General features: G+C 42.2%; 15 protein-coding genes. 10 read left to right on the top strand and 5 right to left on the bottom strand.

Annotated elements, in window-relative coordinates; all coding sequences use genetic code 11:
• The first annotated feature begins 79 nt into the window (after positions 1-79).
• Entirely contained in the window at positions 80-2,416 is a 2,337-nt protein-coding gene (locus FD723_RS27085; protein ID WP_179068128.1) for a CHASE2 domain-containing protein, read from the top strand.
• A gap of 247 nt (positions 2,417-2,663) precedes the next feature.
• Positions 2,664-3,491: a DUF928 domain-containing protein gene (locus FD723_RS27090; protein WP_179068129.1), complete on the top strand. Its 828-nt coding sequence runs from the start codon at positions 2,664-2,666 to the stop codon at positions 3,489-3,491.
• A 72-nt stretch (positions 3,492-3,563) separates the two neighbouring features.
• Here the strand turns inward: FD723_RS27090 and FD723_RS27095 are convergent, their stop codons facing one another.
• Entirely contained in the window at positions 3,564-5,672 is a 2,109-nt protein-coding gene (locus FD723_RS27095; protein ID WP_179068130.1) for a M3 family metallopeptidase, read from the bottom strand.
• A 430-nt stretch (positions 5,673-6,102) separates the two neighbouring features.
• On the opposite strand from FD723_RS27095, the gene FD723_RS27100 reads away from it, so the two are divergent.
• Both FD723_RS27100 and FD723_RS27105 read left to right on the top strand, forming a co-directional pair.
• Positions 6,103-6,357: a hypothetical protein gene (locus tag FD723_RS27100; protein ID WP_372743771.1), complete on the top strand. Its 255-nt coding sequence runs from the start codon at positions 6,103-6,105 to the stop codon at positions 6,355-6,357.
• Between the two features lie 403 nt (positions 6,358-6,760).
• A complete protein-coding gene (locus tag FD723_RS27105) occupies positions 6,761-7,717 on the top strand; it encodes a hypothetical protein (RefSeq protein WP_179068131.1) in 957 nt (318 codons plus the stop codon).
• Between the two features lie 526 nt (positions 7,718-8,243).
• Here FD723_RS27105 and FD723_RS27110 read toward each other — a convergent pair.
• The 3 genes from FD723_RS27110 to mnmG all read right to left on the bottom strand — a co-directional run bounded on the left by FD723_RS27110 (position 8,244) and on the right by mnmG (position 11,823).
• Positions 8,244-9,572 (bottom strand): hypothetical protein, encoded by a 1,329-nt coding sequence (locus tag FD723_RS27110; RefSeq protein WP_179068132.1) that lies wholly within the window; start codon positions 9,570-9,572, stop codon positions 8,244-8,246.
• 110 nt (positions 9,573-9,682) lie between these two features.
• Complete coding sequence (locus FD723_RS27115; protein WP_179068133.1) at positions 9,683-9,853, bottom strand: hypothetical protein; 171 nt, start codon at positions 9,851-9,853, stop codon at positions 9,683-9,685.
• A 47-nt stretch (positions 9,854-9,900) separates the two neighbouring features.
• Positions 9,901-11,823: a tRNA uridine-5-carboxymethylaminomethyl(34) synthesis enzyme MnmG gene (gene mnmG / locus FD723_RS27120; protein WP_179069298.1), complete on the bottom strand. Its 1,923-nt coding sequence runs from the start codon at positions 11,821-11,823 to the stop codon at positions 9,901-9,903.
• A gap of 378 nt (positions 11,824-12,201) precedes the next feature.
• Between mnmG and FD723_RS27125 the strand changes: the two genes are divergently transcribed.
• From FD723_RS27125 to FD723_RS27145, 5 genes are all read left to right on the top strand, one after another.
• Positions 12,202-13,074, top strand: a complete 873-nt coding sequence (locus tag FD723_RS27125; protein ID WP_179068134.1) for a D-alanyl-D-alanine carboxypeptidase family protein — start codon at positions 12,202-12,204, stop codon at positions 13,072-13,074.
• An 86-nt stretch (positions 13,075-13,160) separates the two neighbouring features.
• A complete protein-coding gene (locus FD723_RS27130) occupies positions 13,161-13,940 on the top strand; it encodes a methyltransferase domain-containing protein (RefSeq protein WP_179068135.1) in 780 nt (259 codons plus the stop codon).
• Positions 13,941-14,006: 66 nt separating this feature from the next.
• Positions 14,007-14,945, top strand: a complete 939-nt coding sequence (locus FD723_RS27135; RefSeq protein ID WP_179068136.1) for a radical SAM protein — start codon at positions 14,007-14,009, stop codon at positions 14,943-14,945.
• Positions 14,938-15,084, top strand: coding sequence for a hypothetical protein (locus FD723_RS27140; RefSeq protein WP_179063522.1), 147 nt, complete (start codon positions 14,938-14,940; stop codon positions 15,082-15,084). The genes FD723_RS27135 and FD723_RS27140 overlap by 8 nt, the downstream gene beginning before the upstream one ends.
• 328 nt (positions 15,085-15,412) lie before the next feature.
• A complete protein-coding gene (locus FD723_RS27145; protein WP_179068137.1) occupies positions 15,413-16,804 on the top strand; it encodes a malic enzyme-like NAD(P)-binding protein in 1,392 nt (463 codons plus the stop codon).
• Between the two features lie 106 nt (positions 16,805-16,910).
• On the opposite strand, the gene FD723_RS27150 is transcribed toward FD723_RS27145, so the two are convergent.
• Positions 16,911-17,690 (bottom strand): Rpn family recombination-promoting nuclease/putative transposase, encoded by a 780-nt coding sequence (locus FD723_RS27150; RefSeq protein ID WP_179068138.1) that lies wholly within the window; start codon positions 17,688-17,690, stop codon positions 16,911-16,913.
• 327 nt (positions 17,691-18,017) lie between these two features.
• On the opposite strand from FD723_RS27150, the gene FD723_RS27155 reads away from it, so the two are divergent.
• Positions 18,018-20,312: a PhoD-like phosphatase gene (locus tag FD723_RS27155; protein ID WP_179068139.1), complete on the top strand. Its 2,295-nt coding sequence runs from the start codon at positions 18,018-18,020 to the stop codon at positions 20,310-20,312.
• Positions 20,313-20,534 lie beyond the last annotated feature (222 nt).

Raw genomic sequence — 20,534 nt, forward strand, 5'->3', positions numbered from 1 at the left:
AAAGTCTGTAGATGCTTGTGGAGCTTGTTATGAGACATTAGAACAGGGCGCGATCTTGCATAGGGAGATAACGACGGTTATGGGTAAGTTAGTGATAATGAAATTCGGAGAGGGTAGTTTTGAGCAAGGATTTGCTGTCACTCTCCAAATTGGTGAAGAACACGAGCGTGCTGCAACAGAAATTACAGGGAAGCTACCTTCATTTCCTGAAATGCCGCTCTATTATAGTCATTGGCAGTCTAGTTATCGGCAAATAGGCAATCGTTATCGCCTCCATGCTGACAAAATGCAGGTAACTAATGTATCGATGATTCAAGACTGCGAAAACACTTCTCATATTTTGCGGGCACGCTTTAATACCTGGCTGCGATCGGAAGAGTTTCGCCCTTTGAGAGAGAAATGGTTAGAAAGATTGTCGTCTACAGACGAAATCCGGGTAATTTTACAAACCGAAAATAGCCAATTACAGCTATTACCCTGGCATCTGTGGGACTTGTTAGAACGCTACCCCAAGGCTGAAATTGCCCTTTCTTCACCATCTTACGATCGCATTCACAAGCCACGCACTCCCAATCAATCAGTCAACATTTTGGCAATTGTGGGCAACAGTAAGGGGATTGACACCCAAGCCGATCAAGCTTTACTGCAACAGTGTAGTAATGCAGAAGTCAGTTTTTTAGTAGAACCGCCGCGTAAAGAATTGACTGACCATCTCTGGGGAAAAAACTGGGATATTCTCTTCTTTGCCGGACACAGTTCTAGTAACAAAAATGGAGAAAGCGGACGAATTTACCTGAATAAAACTGATAGTCTGACCATTGGCGAGTTAAAGTATGCTCTCAAGAAGGCCATTGAAAACGGCTTGCAATTAGCTATATTCAACTCCTGTGATGGATTAGGTTTGGCGCGAGAATTGGCTGATTTGCAAATTCCTCAAATAATCGTCATGCGCGAACCTGTACCAGACCAGGTTGCCAAAGAATTTTTAAAGTATTTTCTCGAAGGCTTTGCAGGTGGTGAGTCTTTATATCAAGCGGTACGCCAAGCGCGAGAACGCTTGCAAGGACTTGAAGATCGATTTCCTTGTGCGACTTGGCTACCAGTGATTTGCCAAAATCCAGCCCAGATGCCACCTACTTGGGATGAATTAAGGTCTGTAAAAACTGAAGAAGATAAACCAAATTTACCCTTGCCTACCAAACGCAAATTTCGGACAGCTTTGTTACCCAGTTTGGCAATTACAGTCTTGGTTTGTGGGATGAGATGGTTGGGATTTTTAGAAAATCTAGAGATTCAAACCTTTGACTTAATGATGCGATCGCGCCCTGCCGAAGGTCTCGATTCCCGATTGCTGATAATCACAATTGACGATGACGATCTGGCAATTCAAAGACAAAATAACGAATCTTTGATCGGAGCTTCCATTTCCGAAAAATCTCTCAATAAACTCCTGGCAAAACTGAATCAATACCAACCCCGTGCGATCGGCTTAGATATCTACCGTGATTTTTCTGCTAAAGAACCAGATTTAATTACTCGTCTCCAACAAACTCAAAACTTGATTGGTGTATGCAAGGGGAGTGATAGTACAGGAAATATCAAAGGTATTAAGCCACCCCCAGAAATCCCCCCAGGAAATTTGGGATTCAGTGACTTTATTCACGATCGCGATGGTGTGATTCGTCGGCAACTTCTGTTTATGAATCAGGAGACAACATCCTTGTGTTCTGCTCCTTATGCCTTCAGTTTACAACTAGCCTCCCTCTATCTGCGCCCTTTAGGAATTCAAACGAAGTTCACCCCAGAAGGGAATTTACATCTGGATAAAACTATTTTTCCGAATCTGAAGCGTCGTACTGGCGGCTATCAAAATATTGATGCTAATGGTGGTCAAATCTTACTCAACTATCGTTCATCAAAAGAGATAGCCGAACAGGTAAAGCTAACACAATTTTTATCTAGTCCAATTAACCCCAGCGCCATTAAAGACCGAATTGTTCTCATTGGTGTAGTGGCAAAGGGGGATTCTCCAGATACCTGGCCAACACCTTATGGCGTTCCTTTAGATGAGCAAATGCCAGGAGTGTTAGTACAAGCTCACATGGTCAGCCAGATCCTCAGTGCAGTCCAAGATGGACGGCCGTTATTGCAGGCTTGGTCATTCTGGGTTGAGGTGGCGTGGATTTGGGGCTGGTCTTTGGTAGGGGGAGTCTTAGCTTGGCGCAGGTTTTCATTACCCTGGTTGGCGTTCGCAGTTGGTGTTACTTCTAGCTTTTTGTATGTAGTTTGCTTTGGCCTGTTAATTTCGGGTGCTTGGGTACCGTTTGTCCCGTCAGCTTTATCGCTAGTAGCTATGGGGGGATTGATGTCAATTTATAATTCAAAAACAGACCAACAGGGAAGTGGGGGAGATTAACAATTCAAAATTCAAAATGACGCTCGCAGACTCGCTAACGCTGCGCTAACAAAATTCAAAATTAAAGACATCTCAGACGAGGATTTAGCGAGAAACGCGGTCTTGGGCTTTGCCCAAGTGGAGCGATTTATCAAGACAAACACCGACTGAAATGGGTGCTACATGTAGAGGTAGAGGTCTTAAACCCTTTAATTTACGATAACTAATACCCAATTTAAAATCTAAAATCGTATAAGGCAAGGTTTTTATGAATTCAAATTCACAACCAGTAAAACTGTTTTTAGTATTAGCTTTTAGCTGTACAAATTTATTAGTTAGCCTAACTCCAGTACTAGCGAAACCAACTCTTGATTCTTCACGTAGCGATGGCTCTCAGACTAAAACAACCCTGGCTCAAGTTACCAGCTTTAATCAACCTCCAATTCCACCTGGCCCTGCTCCTGGCGGTCGGGTTCGTGGTGGAGCGAAACGCGGGCCGGCTGGATGTAAAATTACCAAACTTGACCTGACTGCTTTAGTACCTTTTACTCAGGAAGCTAACTCAGTAGTTAATGTCTGGGGACAAACAACAGTAGAACACCCAAGTTGGTTTTTCTATGTGCCATATACCAAAGATTTGCCATATATAGTTGAATTTGTACTGCAAGAAGATCCTGACTCTAAAGATTCTAAGGAGATTTACCGAAAAGCGATCGCTCTACCAGATAAACCAGGAGTCATCCGCGTTTCTTTGCCTACGAATATTCCGGCTTTAGCAGTAGACAAACAATACCGCTGGTTTTTTACCATTAACTGTGACAAAGAAAAGAATTCGCCCCCGACTTACGTTGAAGGGGTAATAAAACGAGTGAACCTGAGTGCAGAAACAGTCAAAGAACTAGAAACCACAGAACCTCTAAAGCGCTATGCAATCTATGCCCAAAAAGGAATATGGTACGAGGCACTGACAACGCTGGCTGAACTGCGTCAAAAAAATCCTCAAGATGCGGCACTGCAAGCAGAGTGGCTAAATTTACTACGCAGCATCCGCTTAGATGATGTTGCAGCAGAATCCATTCTTCCAGGGACACCTTAAACTCGAAAAAATTTTCAGTTAAAAATTGTGATGTAGAGACGTTGCATTGCAACGTCTCTACAGAGGTGTTGTTTAGTTTGCAGCCGCACTCACTAAACCATTGTGCCTCAGCAAAGCGATCGTACTCGGTTCACGACCCCGGAAAGTTTTAAACACTTCCATTGGATGCTTGCTACCACCGAGGGCCAGCACTGTATCTCGATAACGTCCACCTGTCGCTTTTACAGCTTCCTCATCTTCTAGCCCAGCTTCTTCAAAAGCGGCAAAAGCATCAGCGCTCAGTACTTCAGCCCACTTGTAACTGTAGTAACCAGCTGCATAGCCACCCTCAAAAATATGCCCGAAAGCACATAACATTGAATCTTCTGGAAGTGGTGGTAAGATGGTAGTTGTTTTAGCTATGCGATGACGCACATCTGCCGGAGTTTCATCGCTACCAGAACGGTAACGGTAATGTAATTCTAAATCAATACTGCTAAAGTGAATTTGCCGTAACATCGCAGTACCACTCATATAATTACGCGCCGCTAGCAGCTTTTGATAATAATGTTCCGGTAGAGCTTCTCCAGTTTCGTAATGTTTAGCCATGCCAAACAAAGTAGGTCGCTCATAACACCAGTTTTCCATAAACTGACTAGGTAGTTCCACTGCATCCCATTCCACATTATTGATGCCTGCGGCTCCAACATAATCAACCTTGGTGAGCATGTGCTGCAATCCATGACCAAACTCGTGGAACAAAGTTTCTACTTCATAGAAAGTCATCAAACTCGGCTTGCCATCTACTGGAGGAGTTTGGTTACATATCAAATAAGTCACAGGCAACCGAACGCTAGATGCACCATTTTCAGTGATTTTGGCACGATTGATGCATACATCCATCCAAGCACCACCACGCTTTTCTGCTGGACGGCTGTAGGGGTCTAAATAGAAGTAGGCTATGGGAGAACCAGTTTCATCAGCTATTTGGAAATAACGGACATCCTCATGCCACACTGGAGCTTGACCATCGGCTGGAGTTACAGTCACACCAAACAACCGCTTGACAAGTCCAAACAAGCCATCTAGTACTTGAGGAAGGGGAAAGTAGGGACGCAATTCTTCAGCAGTAAAAGCAAATTTTGCTTCTCGTTGGCGTTCTGCCCAAAAGCTGATATCCCAGTGTTTTAAATCTTGAGATTCTTCTCCATAAGATGCAGCAAAAGCTTGGAGTTCTTTTAAATCTTTGACAGCAGCATCATAACTAGCCTGACGTAGTTCTTCTAATAGTGCTTCCACTGCTTCAACATTAGGAGCCATTTTACTGGCAAGGCTCAACTGAGCAAAACTCTTAAAACCAAGTAAATCTGCGAGTTCTTGCCGTAACTCCAAAATACGCACAATTAACGGATTATTATCTAAATCGCCACTAGAAGCGCGAGTGATATGAGCTTTGTAGAGCTTTTCACGCAAATCTCGACGGGTGCTGTGCTGCATGAAAGGGCCGAAACTGGGGAAGTCTAAAGTAATGCGCCAGGGGCCATTTTCTGGTGTGGCCTTTTCTTCTCCAGCCGCACGAGCAACTTGGGCGGCTAAACTTACCAAACTTGGTGGTAAACCGTCAATTTCCGCTTTTGTTGTCAGGGTTAAGCTAAAGGCTTTTGTGGCATCAAGTACATGATTAGAGAATTTGGTCGAAAGTTCTGCCAACTCCATCTGAATGGCGTTGAAACGATCTCTTGCTTCTCCTTGTAAACCAACACCAGAAAGCTCTGCGTCTCGAATGGCAGCTTCAACAATCCGCTGTTGGGCTAATTCTAAAGTTGACCAACTATCACTGCTACGGAGTGCTTTAAAAGCATTGTAGATGGGTTGGCTTTGACCGAGCTTGTTGATAAATTGTACGACTAGCGGCTGTACAATTTCATGAGCTTCGCGCAGTTCCGGGCTATTTTTAACACCCATTAAATGATTTACCACCCCCCAACTCCAGGTAAGCCGTTCTGTCAGCTTTTCTAAGGGTTCTACTAAATCACTCCAAGTAGGCTGTACATTAGCCTCTAAGGTGGCAAGGTGCTGGTCAAGTTCTGCCAACAACTGATTGAAGGCTGGTACTACTCGTTCTGGTTTAATCTCTGCAAAGGGAGGTAAACCATTGCCTTGGAGTAAGGGATTATGGGAAATAATGGTACTTGCACTCATGATTTTGTGTGAACTGCGAACGAACAAAAATCAACAATGATTTTTATTTATATATCTTCTAATGTAACGATCGCTGTGCTATTTAGTATTGCAATTCTGCTAAAAAGGCAAAAAAAGCGAGAATTACTCACAAAAGTATCCCGATATAGCTATTTTGTTTGGTCTTTGAACAATAAGTTGGGGGATTGGGGATGGGGGATTGGGTTATTCTTCCTCATCTCATCTGTCCCCTTTGTTTACTCCGCAGTTCTAGAAATTTCAGGGAAAGTCCCTGAGATAATATAATCATCCAGCCATCTTCTCAATCAGGTGGCTAAATTATGACCGAAACAGATTCATGATACAGAGCAACTAAATTTATTTATGGGGATTGTTAATTTTTAATTTTTAATTCGGAGCGTTCGCCCTTGGCGTCTCGTAGAGAAGCGACGTGACTAGCCTCTTACCCAGTTTTCAATCAACAGAAGTTTTTTATCTAAGCTCGGATGGTGAACCTTTGCAGCTGCGTCTGCAAATAGAGGGGCAACTAATTGGTTTTTATCGAGAAGACACTGGAGAAAAGTTGCTGATTCCAGAGGAGTTCGTAGAGGCGCTGAAACAGGAAAGATTGGCGAGGGAACAAGCACAGGCACAGGTGGAAAGGTTGAAGGAACATTTACGTAGACGCGAAGCGGCTTGTCGTTAGACATCGCTTGGCGTTGATCCTGATAGTATCTAGCGTATATTTGCGATCGCCTTTGGCGGATGCTTCGCACTATCGCAGAATGCATTTACCTAACTCAACCTCACCAAAGGCGATGCCTATGGCGGGCTACGCCTACGCGAAAAGATATCATAATGTACTATGTCAAACAGGTAGCTCATCCGCGAGCATGGGCGTTATCATGAAGGCTTAGTTTCAGCCCGGTAATTATACACTTTCAAGGCGTGAGAGTAGTTCAATTAACTGAGCGCGATCGAGCGTCCTTGCCAAACAGAGAAGGGAGGCTCTATATTGTTCCACATTTATGATATTATTTGGCAACTCATCTTTTTACTCGTAAAATCGAAGACAAGATCAAGGTCAGTAGAAAAGAGTCCATAAATTAATGAGTACGTTAATCAGTCATGATGGAAGAGCTATCACTAAATTTCACGTGGTAGACCGGATCAACGATATCGCTTGGCAAGCTCACCAAGGTAGCGTTGCTGCGATTATTCAGCTATTGAACGAAAAGCTAGCCAAGTCTGGTGTCAGAACTAGAGCGATTTTTTCTGATGGTGTCTTACAACTTCTGTGCGAAGCGGCTAGGGTAGAGCAACTTGAGCAATCTCCCCTCGTAGAACAAATTCACCAAATTCTTGAGTCCATCGCCCCGCGTCACATTCGCCGAGTTAATATCAACAGTCGGATTGTTCGGGAACAACAATTACTGTGGTTAAAGGAAATAGATAGCGATCGCGAAAACCAATTGCTTTGGTCACAGGAAATTACGTTAATTCAGCCTAATATTATAAAGCAATTAATTAAAGATTTCACAGAAGCTCAAGCTGAACTAGGAAAACCAAATTTCCCTAAAACTTCAGTCTCTCGCCCTTTAGTACTGATTAACAAAGAAAAACAGAAAACTAAACCTCAAAAAAAGATATTAGTAACGGCTGGTTTGTGTTCACTGTTGTTGCTTAGTTGGGTTGTTTATGCCCAGTTAGGTAATAAACTAAAAAACCTAATGCAACTAGAAACTTCCAAATCTTTAACTACAGAAAATACTAACAAGACGAAAGTCCAAACCCCATCTCTTGTTCCTAACAATAGCCTTTCAGAACAACCTGATGATCCATTTACAACATCTGTACGAATTGCAAATCTTGCTTCTGCATCTGGGAAAACAGCCACAACCTCAACTCAGTGGTTAGAGATAGCTGCTAAGTGGCAACGGGCTTCTGATTTAATGAGTACTGTGCCACAAAACCACAGCCGTTATCAAGAAGCTAAGATTCGTACTCAACTATATAAGAAATATAGTGAGGCGGCGCAGAAAGAAGCCGATAAGAGTAAATCTTAGTACAGTTTTGGATGAAATCGTAGCGTTTTAAAACGCACTTAGTAGCAAAATCAGTCCAAAATAGACACAAAGTCTTAATAAATTTAATTCGCTACGAATTAGTTAAATGCTGTACTTAGTTTTGCAAATTCTTAATAATCACTGTAAGAAAGAAGCAACTACTCGTATTTATGTGAGAATAGTTACTTCTAATTGGAACTTACAAAAAATTAAATATTCTACAATTTGTAGTGATTATTAATGGTCTGCCAATGTTAACTTCTTAATATACACTTTTTTTAGTCAATTTAGTGATGATTTGAATATTAACTATATATCAATATTTTGGGCTGATCTGAACTATATTGAGCTATAACCCAATACGATTGGTTTGGCAACAATTTTGGGGTTTTAAGACGCAATAAATCACCGTCTCTACAAGTGTTTTGGGCTGATCTGAACTGTATTAAGTTATAACCTCGAATTCTAATAGAATTCGAGGTTATGAGACACTAAATATTAAGAAGAGTTGCTGACAGAAAAACTTTTACAACTTCTGGCCTGCGTAAATCGATCGCACTTCGCCGTTACGCCGGATGACTGCTTCGCCGTTACTGACATCTACTAGTGTCCAACCGCTTGAGCCGATACTTTCACCCATATTGATGCGGCGAGTCACGCCATCAATTTTAAACAAAGCAGCAGATTTGTTGCCCAACTCTAGCAATCCCTCTAAGGTATTACTCGGAGCTTCTGCGATCGCAGTTGGCGGATATACTTGTTCTTGGGTAATGGTTGGTTCTGACTCTGGGGCGAGTGCATCACGTAATGGAACTACTGGTAATGCAGGCAGAGGCTTAGGTGCTTGCCGCACTGTAATGGGTGCAGTTTTCCCCGCTACTGGCTTGAGTTCAGATCGTACAGCCGCAGCTAACATATTAACGGTTACGGGCTTGGCAGCTTGCCGGACTGTATTCAGGGCAGTTTTCACAACATTAGGTTGAGATCCCTGTAATACACTGGCAACTTGTGGTAAAAGTGTAGAAGTCCCAGGAATAGCTGGAAGGGCGTAGCGCATTGGCGACGGTGCTTGATAAACAGGAACGTAGATGCGCTCAACAACACTCCCAGAACGGTTGGAGGCTGATGTATTGTTAGCTAAAAGTGGAAGTGCTGGCAGATTACCTGTTGTTTGCTCGTTACCAAGGGCTATTTGGTTACTATTTGCCTGACTGGAGAATCCCCGACTGAAAGATTTTTGATTGGGTGTTGCTCCTTGCTTATCTATGACTGCTAGTGATTGGAGCATATAGTCAACTAACTCTGCCTCAATTTCTGTTTTGACAGGAAACTGTGACTGCGATTGCGACACTAGAAGCGCTGATTCGGGCAATTTTGCATTTAAAAGATATACGACTCCAGACTGCACCAGGTAAATCATACCTGCGATCGCCACGCCTAAAGTTGTTCCCACCATCAGCAGTTTGCCCAAAGCCGGCCTAGTTTTCTGACGCTTTCTACTAACTACTTTCACAGCGCCGTTTTCAAACACAACGGTACTCAATTGCTTATGCTTATCTTGAGCATCTGACTGATTCCGGCTGTTTGGTACAATAATCTGCGGTATTGTAACTGTTTGTAGAGGCACATATCCTGGAGGTGACTGGCGTTGAGCTTGGGCAGAAACCCCAGCAACAGAGTGGTGCCTAACAGCTTGAGAAGGCAGATTACCACTAACATCCAGAATGTAGTCGATATCGGCAAAGAGTTCATCCATGAGACCATCAGCATAGTTTTCTATCGACCAAGGCTCGTTGGCGATTAAGTCTTCTGATGGTTCTGGTACTATGAGACGGGTGCTGGCTTCTTGTAACATAGACGTTCTGGGTTGTTGCTAGGACGGGGAAACGCCGTCTCTACTGCCTGGAAATTGGGATTATTCTTAAAGAGAGAATAGGGAACCGGTAACAGGAAATAGGTGATCTCTTATTCCCGGATAGGGAACATGAAATAGAAAAAACCGTTCCTGTTCCCTTCTTTGATGAAACATTCAATCCCAGTTCTCTTAAGACGAGTTGATTGAGCTTTGGTATTAAACTCAACTTTCATCTGGGGATTGTTGATGATGGCAGTACTAAGAGTTATGTCATCTATCATACCAATCTCCCTCCTTACTACTATACTCAGTCTTTATGAAATTGGTGTTAAGCTAACGCTCGAAACTCTTGCTGGTTCTTGGTTCTACGCAATTCTAGATATAATAATAAAGCGTTTATATCTGCTGGGTTTACACCACCTATACGTGATGCTTGACCAAGAGTCAGTGGTTTTACGTGAGCCAGCTTTTCCCGTGCTTCTTTGGAAAGAGTATCAATTGTTGTGTAGTCCAAATCAGCAGGTAACTGGCGGTGCGCTTGCCTAGCAATTTGGTCAATTTGATGTTGTTGCCTAGCGAGATAGCCAGAATACTTGATGTCAATTTCTGCGCCTTCTTTCTCAGCACGGTTGAGGTTGGGGTTTCCCAATCCGAACCTGTCGAGGTCAACATAATGGAATCCTGGACGCCGCAGCAAGTCGTTCAGGGTAATTGAACCTTTAATTGCTTGTTGGGTATTAGATGCGATCGCTATTCCCATTTCATCATGTTCTTTCACTCGTGTAGCTTGTAATCTTTGTTTTTCTGTGGTGATATTACCCTGTTTTTCAATAAACATATCCCAACGGCGATCGTCAATTAAACCAATTTCCCGTCCCAAGGGTGTCAGACGTTGGTCGGCATTATCAGAACGCAATATTAATCGGTACTCTGACCTACTGGTAAGCATCCGGTAAGGTTCCCGCAGGTCTTTTGTACACAAGTCATCAACTAGCGTCCCAATGTAGCTTTGCTCGCGCGCAAACACAATCATTTCTTGAGAGCGAACAAATCGAGCTGCGTTAATTCCCGCCACCAACCCTTGAGCTGCGGCTTCTTCATAACCTGTAGTACCATTAATCTGTCCAGCACAAAACAGTCCCGCAATCTTCTTAGTCATCAATGTGGGGTAACACTGAGTTGCTGGTAAATAGTCATATTCCACTGCATAAGCTGGACGCAGCATCACACATTTTTCCAAACCGGGGAGAGTCCGCAACATTTGCAGTTGCAGATTTTCTGGCAACCCTGTAGAAAATCCTTGAATATACAGTTCAGGTATATCCCTTCCTTCCGGTTCAATAAAGATTTGATGGCTTTCTTTATCAGCAAAGCGGACAATCTTATCTTCAATACTGGGACAATAACGCGGTCCTTTCGCTTCCACCCAACCGCCATAGACTGGCGACAGATGCAAATTTTCCCGAATTAGGCGATGGGTTTCGGCGGTGGTGCGGGTGATATAGCAAGGCATTTGTTCTCGTTCGACCCACACTTCTGGGTCAAAACTGAACCAGCGCACGTCTTCATCCCCTGGCTGAATGAGCATTTTACTATAATCTACCGATCGCTTATCGACCCGTGCCGGAGTTCCAGTTTTAAGTCTGCCGGTTTCAAATCCCAGGCGATTTAAAGTTTGTGTCAATCCTTCAGCCGCAAATTCCCCAGCGCGTCCGGCTGCCATTGATTTATTGCCAACCCAAATTTTGCCTCCCAGGAAAGTGCCAGTTGTCAAGATAACTGCTTGACATTGGAACCCCACACCAAAATAAGTTTCAACGCCAATGACTTCACCGTTAGCACCCAGCACCAAGTCTGTTGCCATACTTTCGCGGATTGTCAAGTTTTCTTGGTTCTCAACAATATTTTTCATCACTGCTGCATATTCGCGCTTGTCCGTCTGGGCGCGTAATGCCCACACAGCAGGCCCCCGTGAAGAGTTGAGGATACGTTTTTGCAGATAGGTACGGTCTGCTACTTTACCAATTTCCCCGCCGAGTGCATCTACCTCATGAGTCAACTGAGATTTGGCTGGGCCACCCACCGCTGGGTTACAAGGTTGCCAAGCGATTTTATCCAAGTTGAGCGTCAATAGCAGGGTACGACAACCGAGGCGTGCAGAGGCGAGAGCTGCTTCGCAACCGGAGTGACCTGCACCGACGACTATGACATCAAAAGCGTCTTGAAATTCAACGGAATTGTGCATGGTCATACTTACAGGATCAGCAAGCTGAGAGTTCTTTTCAATTTTAACTGTTCCAGTGATTTCATGGATGTAACTTTCTGCTAAAAAAGTTATCAAAATTACTAGTACTCAAATCAAGGCAGTTTTAATTTTTAAACTTAATTATCAGCTAAAAAATATAATCTTTTTTAAAATTTGTGACAATCTTCCGGTTTGTTTATCACAGTTCTTGTTCATGTAGTTGGAGATCACATAAATTAACTCATTCTTTCATATTTATTCTCAATAGAAATAATTTTCAGCATCAATTTAGGTTGCCTTTTGTTTAAGTAAAACTAAATAAAAACATTTTTAATAAATCTATTAACTTTACCTTTAAATCAATCAAGAAGCAATTATTTAAAAATGAAACTCACCATCAGCAAGAAAATAAATATTAATAGAGCTATCAGAAAAGCATCTTTCATCATGATAGTTATCTTGATGATTTTTGTCTTAGTAGCTAGTAATGAAATTACCCGTCACAAAGTTGCTATAACTACCCAACCATTAAACGGATGCTTGAATACTGATTCATTGCCTTGTACAGATATCTCTAAAAAGACAACATCAGAACCATTTATTCCTGATGCCAAATTAAACGATCAACAGCGTTTTTTATCTGCGATCGCTAGAAAATTACCTACAATTCCTCAGCCTGGTACTTATGAATATACGTTACTACGAACTTATGGTGCAGTCTTTGTAAACCAAGATGTTGGAATTAAACTGCCGCAACAAGATATCTTCGCTAATGAAAAAGAAACTCAAGATTTTCAAGCTACTTTAACAATGGGTCATGTTGATGGCACTAACGACTGTTACTTACAAAAATCGGCGGCTGATGCTTTAAATAAAGCGCGAATTCAGCAAAATATTCCGCTAAAATCTGGTTATGGTTCTGGTGATTGTACCCGTACTTTCAACACGAATTTAAGATTTTGGCACAAATATGCTAATGATCAAGTTTTGGCAAAAGTTAAACAGGGTAAAGAAACAAAAATTCTTGGTTTAGTTGCACCTCCCGGAACTTCTCAACATCTCTGGGGATTAGCAATTGATTTACGCGTAGGCAGTAAAGAACAAAGAAAAGCTCTGAATCAAAATGGTTGGTTTCAAACAGTAGAAAATGATACTCCACATTGGACTTATGTGGGTTTATCTGAAGAGAATTTATCCCTATTTGGTTTTAAGAAGCAAGCTATTCGGGGCATTACTTATTGGATAACGCCACTATGATTGTTAGATAGCATAAAAACTTGGGAAGTAAGTCAGTATATATAATATAGGAAGGATATAGGAATTCAGTTTTTACATCAAAACCCATGAGCCAAATTAATCCTGAAACAACTCCCTTACATACCTTAAACCCACTCAACCGATTTTCTGAGAGAGCAGAGGATTATGTAAAATATCGACCAAGTTACCCCACAGATGCAATTGATATTATCTTGGAAGGATTAGGTGAAAATTTACAACTCTTAGCAGCAGATATTGGTGCAGGTACAGGAATTGCTTCAAGACTGTTAGCTGAACGCGGAGTTAATGTCATCGCCATAGAACCAAACGCGGCGATGCGAGAAGCTGCCCAAGCACATCCTTTGATAGAGTTTCGTGATGGAACAGCAGAATTTACCCAACTCCCTGATAATTCAGTTGATTTAGTTACTTGCTTTCAAGCTTTCCACTGGTTCAATCCCGAACCAACTTTATTGGAATTTCGCCGTATTTTAAAACCATCAGCACGCTTGGCTGTGGTGTGGAATAATCGAGATAAAGAAGATGCCTTAACTACAGAATATAGCCGACTAGTCCGCGAAGCATCTAATAATCACCCAGCAGAATCTCGAATGGAGTCGGTAGAGCCGCTGTTAGTAACTCCCCATTTTATTAACATCCACGAATATAATTTTACTTATAGACAACAGTTAGATTTAACTGGACTGATTGGACGAGCAATGAGTGTTTCTTACCTTCCACGTGAAGGCTGGGTATACGAACAGCTTATTAACAATTTTCAAGAATTATATGAGCGCTTTCATGATGAGAGTGGTTTTGTCTATATGGTTTATCGCACTAGCGTATACCTTGGTGAAGCTATTTAAAAATAAAAATGGGAATCATAAGAAGTAGAGTGCATTAATTCACTCTCAATAAATATCAGGATTCAGATGGCACAACCAAAATATGAAGGTTATTGCGAATGCAATCCTACCAAATTAGTCAGAGAAAAGTTTGGAGATGTCAATGTTTATGCCCAGAATGCTAAATCACTTTTAACAAAAGCCACTGGTTTTATTGGTAATTATGATTTTACTCTCAATCCTTATAGAGGATGTCAATACGGTTGTAGTTATTGCTATGCTGCTGCATTTACCCCTAATGCTCAAATGCGCCAAGATTGGGGTAAATGGGTAATTTTTAAGGAAAATGCTGCTGAAATTTTAGTGAAAGAATTAAAAAAATGGTACGAGAAAAATCCTCACACTCCTCCTAGTATATACATGAGTAGCGTTACCGATCCTTATCAACCACTTGAGTCTAAACATCATCTGACTCGTCGGTTGTTGGAGGTAATGCTAGATATGGGGATTGACGGTTATCAAACTCCAACTTTGGTGATTCAAACTCGTAGCCCAATTATTACTAGAGATATTGATTATTTACAACGATTTAAGCGATTGCGAATTAATATGAGCATTCCGACTGGGAGTGAATTGGTGAGAAAAGATTTTGAACCGCGATCGCCAAGTATTAAAGCCAGATTAAATGCGATCGCTAAAATTAAACAAAGTATTGATTATTTCAAAGGTTTTGTTCCTAAAATTTCTATCACTATTACTCCTCTACTTCCTACTTTAGCAACTGATGAAGCTACTTTTATTGACAAACTAGCTATCGCCGATAGGGTTGTAATTCAAGCTTTTCATGCTAGCCAGAGTAGTTCTCTCATTGCATCAACTCGCCAAGAAGCTGAAGAAATTAAGCAAAAATACGCTTGGTGGTATGAAGATGAGCAATTAAGCTATATGAAATTTAAGGAAAAGTTAGTTTCTCGGCTTCCAGGTGTAGAAATTATGGAAGGTAAAGAGGGATTTGGTTATGAATAATCTTATCGTAAATTGGTGGCGAAGTCAGCAGTTTAAATTATCTTTAAAGCGGGGGGATATTCGACGTGCAGTGCAACTCTTGCAAGAGATTCAAAGTTCTCTGGTGAGATTGGATTTTGTCCCTATTTTCGGTACATAGTTACAAACAGCACAGTTGTGTACTGCTGGTCGCAGTTATGCAAGGATTTTGGGCTATTTTACCCTCAAGTCTTGCACCTGAATATACTTCTTTGGTCAGATAATCTATATTCTGTGAGCTTCTCTTTCTTTTTCAGCAACCCCTATTTACAGAGATAAAATTTTAAAAAAATATCTGGTGTATTTGGGTACAATTACTAAATTGTTACTCATTTATATTAGTAGACGCTTTGGTATAAATAAAAATTGTTTCCACTGGCGACAAAGCTCAGAGTTTAGTTTTTGTCTCAATTCAATATAAAATCTAAAACTTAAAATCCTAAATCAACATGGCAAACCTCACACCGAATTCTAGTTTTAGTTTGACACTGCGCTTGCAGATTCCCAATCGTATAGGGATGTTGGCATCGGTGACACAGGCGATCGCTACCACTGGCGGTAATCTCGGTCAAATTGATTTAATCGAGCAAACCCGCAAAGAGTCCACCCGTGATATTACTGTGGATGCTGCAAGTACCGAACACGCTGAAACCATTGTGCAAGCAGTCAAAGCATTGCCAGACATCAAGTTACTCAGTGTTTACGATCGCACCTTTAATTTGCATCGTGGTGGCAAAATCAGCATTACCAGCCGAATTCCCCTGAAGAGTGTGTCCGATTTGGCAATGGCTTACACGCCCGGAGTCGGTCGCATTTGTACAGCGATCGCTCAAGACCCAGAAGAAGTTTACAACTTAACCATCAAACAAAACACTGTTGCCATTGTCACCGATGGTAGTGCCGTTTTGGGTTTGGGAAATCTCGGCCCAGCTGCCGCCCTACCAGTCATGGAAGGCAAAGCAATGCTATTCAAGGAATTTGCTGGTCTAGATGCTTTTCCCATCTGTCTCGCTACCCAAGATACAGAAGAAATTATCCAAGCAGTTAAGAATATCGCTCCGGTGTTTGGAGGCGTGAATTTAGAAGATATTGCTGCACCTCGCTGCTTTGAAATTGAAAAGAGATTACGCCAAGAATTAGATATCCCCGTTTTTCACGATGACCAGCACGGTACAGCAATTGTCACCTTGGCAGCATTGTTTAATTCCCTGAAACTGGTACATAAATCCTTAGCAGAAATCAAGATTGTGATTAACGGTGCTGGGGCGGCGGGAGTGGCGATCGCTCGGTTACTTCGTAAAGCTGGGGCAGAAAAAATCTGGATGTGCGACTCTAAAGGGATTATCTCTACCAGTCGCACCGATTTGACAGAAGAAAAACTCGAATTTGCGGTGAAAGGTCAGGGCACATTAGCGGGTGCAATGCAAGGAGCAGATGTGTTTATTGGTGTCAGCGCACCGGGAGTTTTGACACCAGAAATGGTGCAATCGATGGCGAAAGATCCGATTGTTTTTGCAATGGCAAATCCGATTCCAGAGATTCAGCCAGAATTAATCAGTAAAGATGTTGCGATCATCGCTACCGGTCGTAGTGATTACTCAAATCAAATCAATAACGTTTTAGCTTTTCCTGGCGTATTTCGTGGTGCTTTAGATTGTCGGGCACAGACAATTACCATCAAAATGTACCTGGAAGCTGCAAGTGCGATCGCCTCCTTAGTCAAACCTTCAGACTTGGATCGGGAACACATTATTCCTTCAGTCTTTGATGAGCGTGTCGTCACTGCTGTTGCTGCTGCTGTGCAACGTGCAGCACGGGAAGAAGGTATTGCTCGGAACTAATTAAAATAATGACTCTTGTGGGATGGTTGTCTCACCCGTCCCACAGAACATTCTTCTATAGTGAATTGCCAAAACCAGCAAACCATTTTGGGTACTCTCCATCATCTTATGATTTTGGTTGTACAACTTGCCTAACAACTTGTTCGTCCAAACCTAATGCTTGGGATATCTGTTCAATGGTCAATCCTAACGCCCATAGCTGAGGTATTGTTTCTAGCTTGCCTTCTTCTTTACCCTCTGCAAAAACTTCTTGGTAAAATCTAGTTTGCTTTAACTCACTTAATCCGAACATTTTCCCCATCTCCTCCCGACTCAAGCGCGGCAATTTGTAAATTAATATTGTTTCTATCAATTGTATAATTTCCCGCTGTTGGGCGGCATTGAGAATTTCTTTTCGGGCGGTGTTTACAATTTCTATGGCTTTAGTTGTTACGGTTGATTCGGGTTCGATGATTAGTTTGACTGTTTCAATCCCGATTGATGATGTGGGAATTGAGCTTAACTCGTTGAGGTAAATGCGAGTCACTCGTTGTGAGTTAAGTAATTCTGTATATCTTTCTGTATCTCCAGTATCAACGCTGCGATTGGGAAAGATGACAACACCACGCCAGGTGTTAGTTAATTCGGTTTTGTCAAGATAGTTAAAGATTTCGGCGAATAAACGGGAATAAATTTTTTTATCTGGTTGAAATTGCACCTCAGCAAAATAAATCGGTAGTTCTGGGGTATTCGGTAAAAATACACCATCAATTCTAAATGCCAGTTGTTTGACTTCGACTGAAGAAAATTGGTAAGCACTGGCAAGTGATGGCGGTTGGTTAATGAGTTCAAAAAAAGTGCTGGGGAGGCTTTGAAAAATGCGATAGAAAATACTGTCGGTTTTCAAGGCAGATGGTTTTGCGGTTTATGAGCATATTTTACAGTTTAGCGTAGGCGTAGCCCGCCAAAGGCATCGCTCATTATCCCGCATTTCTCACAAGTTTGAAATGCAGAGGGGGAGAGAGTAAGGAGTAATAAGTAAATACTCCTTACTCATTACTCCTTACTCCCCTGCTCAAGCAAAGGCTTTGAAATATATGGTGAGAAATCCGGGATTATGGGGTATAAACACAATCAGATTGAGGACTTCCAAATACACTCGTCCCCATTTGGTGATTGGATTATAAATAAAGCATAATCATCCAAAACACCACCATTCTGTCAACTGTTTGCAATGAAGTATCAAGTTGGGGACGAGTTTTTACAACAACTGCCACTGATTTTAGCGGGGCCAATCCTCAAACATACTGAACCAGAGTCAGTGACGGTATGGATAGCACTGAAACAGTCTTGTCAAGTAGAACTTAAGGTTTATGACACAACAAATGATGGTGAAGCACTAGGAAATTGTTTATTTGAGGGAGAACGTTCTACTGTTGCTCTGGGCAAGTATCTTCATGTAGTTGCGATCGCGGCTCGGTCTAAAATTGGACATTGCCTCACGGGAGGTCACATCTATGCATACGACCTCCAATTTACTATTGCTGACCAAACCCTGCAAATGCAACAAGCATTATGCTCAAACTCTCATCCGACAGTCAGCATTAGCTACTTCGATCATCAAAAACCAACCTTTGCTCTGCCGCCAAATCATCTTCAAGATTTGCAAATTGTCCATGCTTCCTGCCGTAAACCTCATGGTCATGGCTTTGATGCGCTGCCAATTCTCGACAGTTTAATTCAAGCATCAGCCAATCAACCCCAAAACCGCCCTCACCAGTTGTTCCTCACGGGAGATCAAATTTACGGAGATGATATCGCCGACCCATCGTTGTGGGTTGCTAGTACTCTTGGCGATGCCCTTTTGGGTTGGGAAGAACAACTTCCGGTGCATGGAGAGTACTGCACTCCCCAGCAACTACCCCCCGGAGAACGGGCTGATGTGGCGACAAATCAAGCTGGCTTGACGGCAGGATTACATAATAAAGCTGAGAAAGTTAACAGTCATCTTTTCAGCCTGGGCGAATATTACGCTACTTATTTACTAGCTTGGTCGCCAGTGTGCTGGCCGCTAACATTTCCCAAAGGACAGCAAGTAACGCGCGATCGCCGTGCTATCAAAGACTGGAATCGCGCAGTCAAGCATTTGCGACAATTCATTTACACTCTTTGGAAAGTCCGCCGCGCCCTTGCCAATATTCCCATGTACAGCATCTTTGATGACCATGATGTTACTGATGACTGGAATTTAAACCAAGCTTGGTGTTTGCGAGTATTGGGGCGTCCCTTGGGGCGACGCATAGTCCAAAATGCCTTGTTAGCTTATACGGTGTTTCAAGGGTGGGGCAATACACCAGGGCAATTTGTAGAAGGGAAATCAGGGGAAAAGCTGCTGGCGGCTGCCCAAGCTTGGTCAGCTTCCCAAGGGAGAGATGCAAAGGCTGATGAAGCGATCGCTAATTATGTAGGTATGCCAGCCAACGATCCCCACACAGACTTACCTATTTTAGTCCGAGACGGCCCAGTATTTATTCTAGATCGACATCCTGAAGCACTAACTTGGCACTACATAGTTAGAAGCGATCGCCATGAAGTAATTGTGCTAGATACGCGTACTTGGCGGGGTTATCCAGCCGATCAAAAACCAATTGCGCCGCCGATGCTGTTATGTCCAAAAGCCTTTGAGCAACAACTAGTTTTACCTTTACAAGAAATAGATGAACAAACTCAGATTCAAACTACATTTGTGATTGCACCCACTAATGTATTTGGATTACAAGTGATTGATTGGATTCATCATTGGCATTTAAAACAAGAGAAAGTGTTTTCAACCGATGTTGGAGATGCCTGGAACATTAATGTTGAAGCACTGGCGAAATTTCTAACTACCTTGTTTGAGGAACGTCAACAAGTCGTGATTCTATCCGGGGATATCCACTACAGTTCTGTTGCTCACTTGTCTTATGCACACACCCATTCCAAATTGCAGTCTGTATTAGTGCAATTAACCGCTAGTGCATTGAAGAATGAAGAGATTTTGACGCGGCTGATTCATACACGATTGAAAGATTGGCTGCTACCAGAAAAGGTACGACATTGGATCGGGTGGATTAATCCACCCAATATGGTAGAAAGTTCAGTAAAACAATTATTTGGTGGGCTACGCCCATACCAGATGGTGACTGACTATGACTGGCATTGTGTGCTGGAATGGATACCTCGAAACAGTGTTCAGACTTCTGATTGCACAGCAGATATATTATCGTTGATAGCTCCCTGGAAACGAGCCGAAAATGCTAAATGGAAATGGTTACAACCCCTGATGTTTTGGACGTTTCGCTGGTTTCAGGAGGGGCGAGAAGTAGTTGGATTAAATAATTTAGGTTTGGTTCACTTTGAGTTTGCAGATGGGAATAGTTCTTGCAAAGTTATTCAAGATTTGTACTGGTTTTCTTCTTGGTATCCAACCCAACTTGTTTACAGCCGTTTCAAGACCCAGTTAACGCCAAATCAGTCATTGTTAAGATGACCAAAGAGGCAGGGGAGAAAGATTCGCTCATTTCCCCTGCCTTTTTGGGTTTGAAGCCCCCCAATGCATCAGGGCTGATTTTGATTTTTAAATACCTACCCTTGAAAGAGGGTTAGGGTGGGGTAAAACTGACACGAAAACTCAGTGAATAAACTATTTCAGATTTTAGGAGAGAGATTTTAGAGATAAGTCAAACTATATTGCATACAAACCAGAAGCACT

This window comes from Nostoc sp. C052, from assembly GCF_013393905.1.
In the GTDB taxonomy this organism is placed as follows: domain Bacteria; phylum Cyanobacteriota; class Cyanobacteriia; order Cyanobacteriales; family Nostocaceae; genus Nostoc.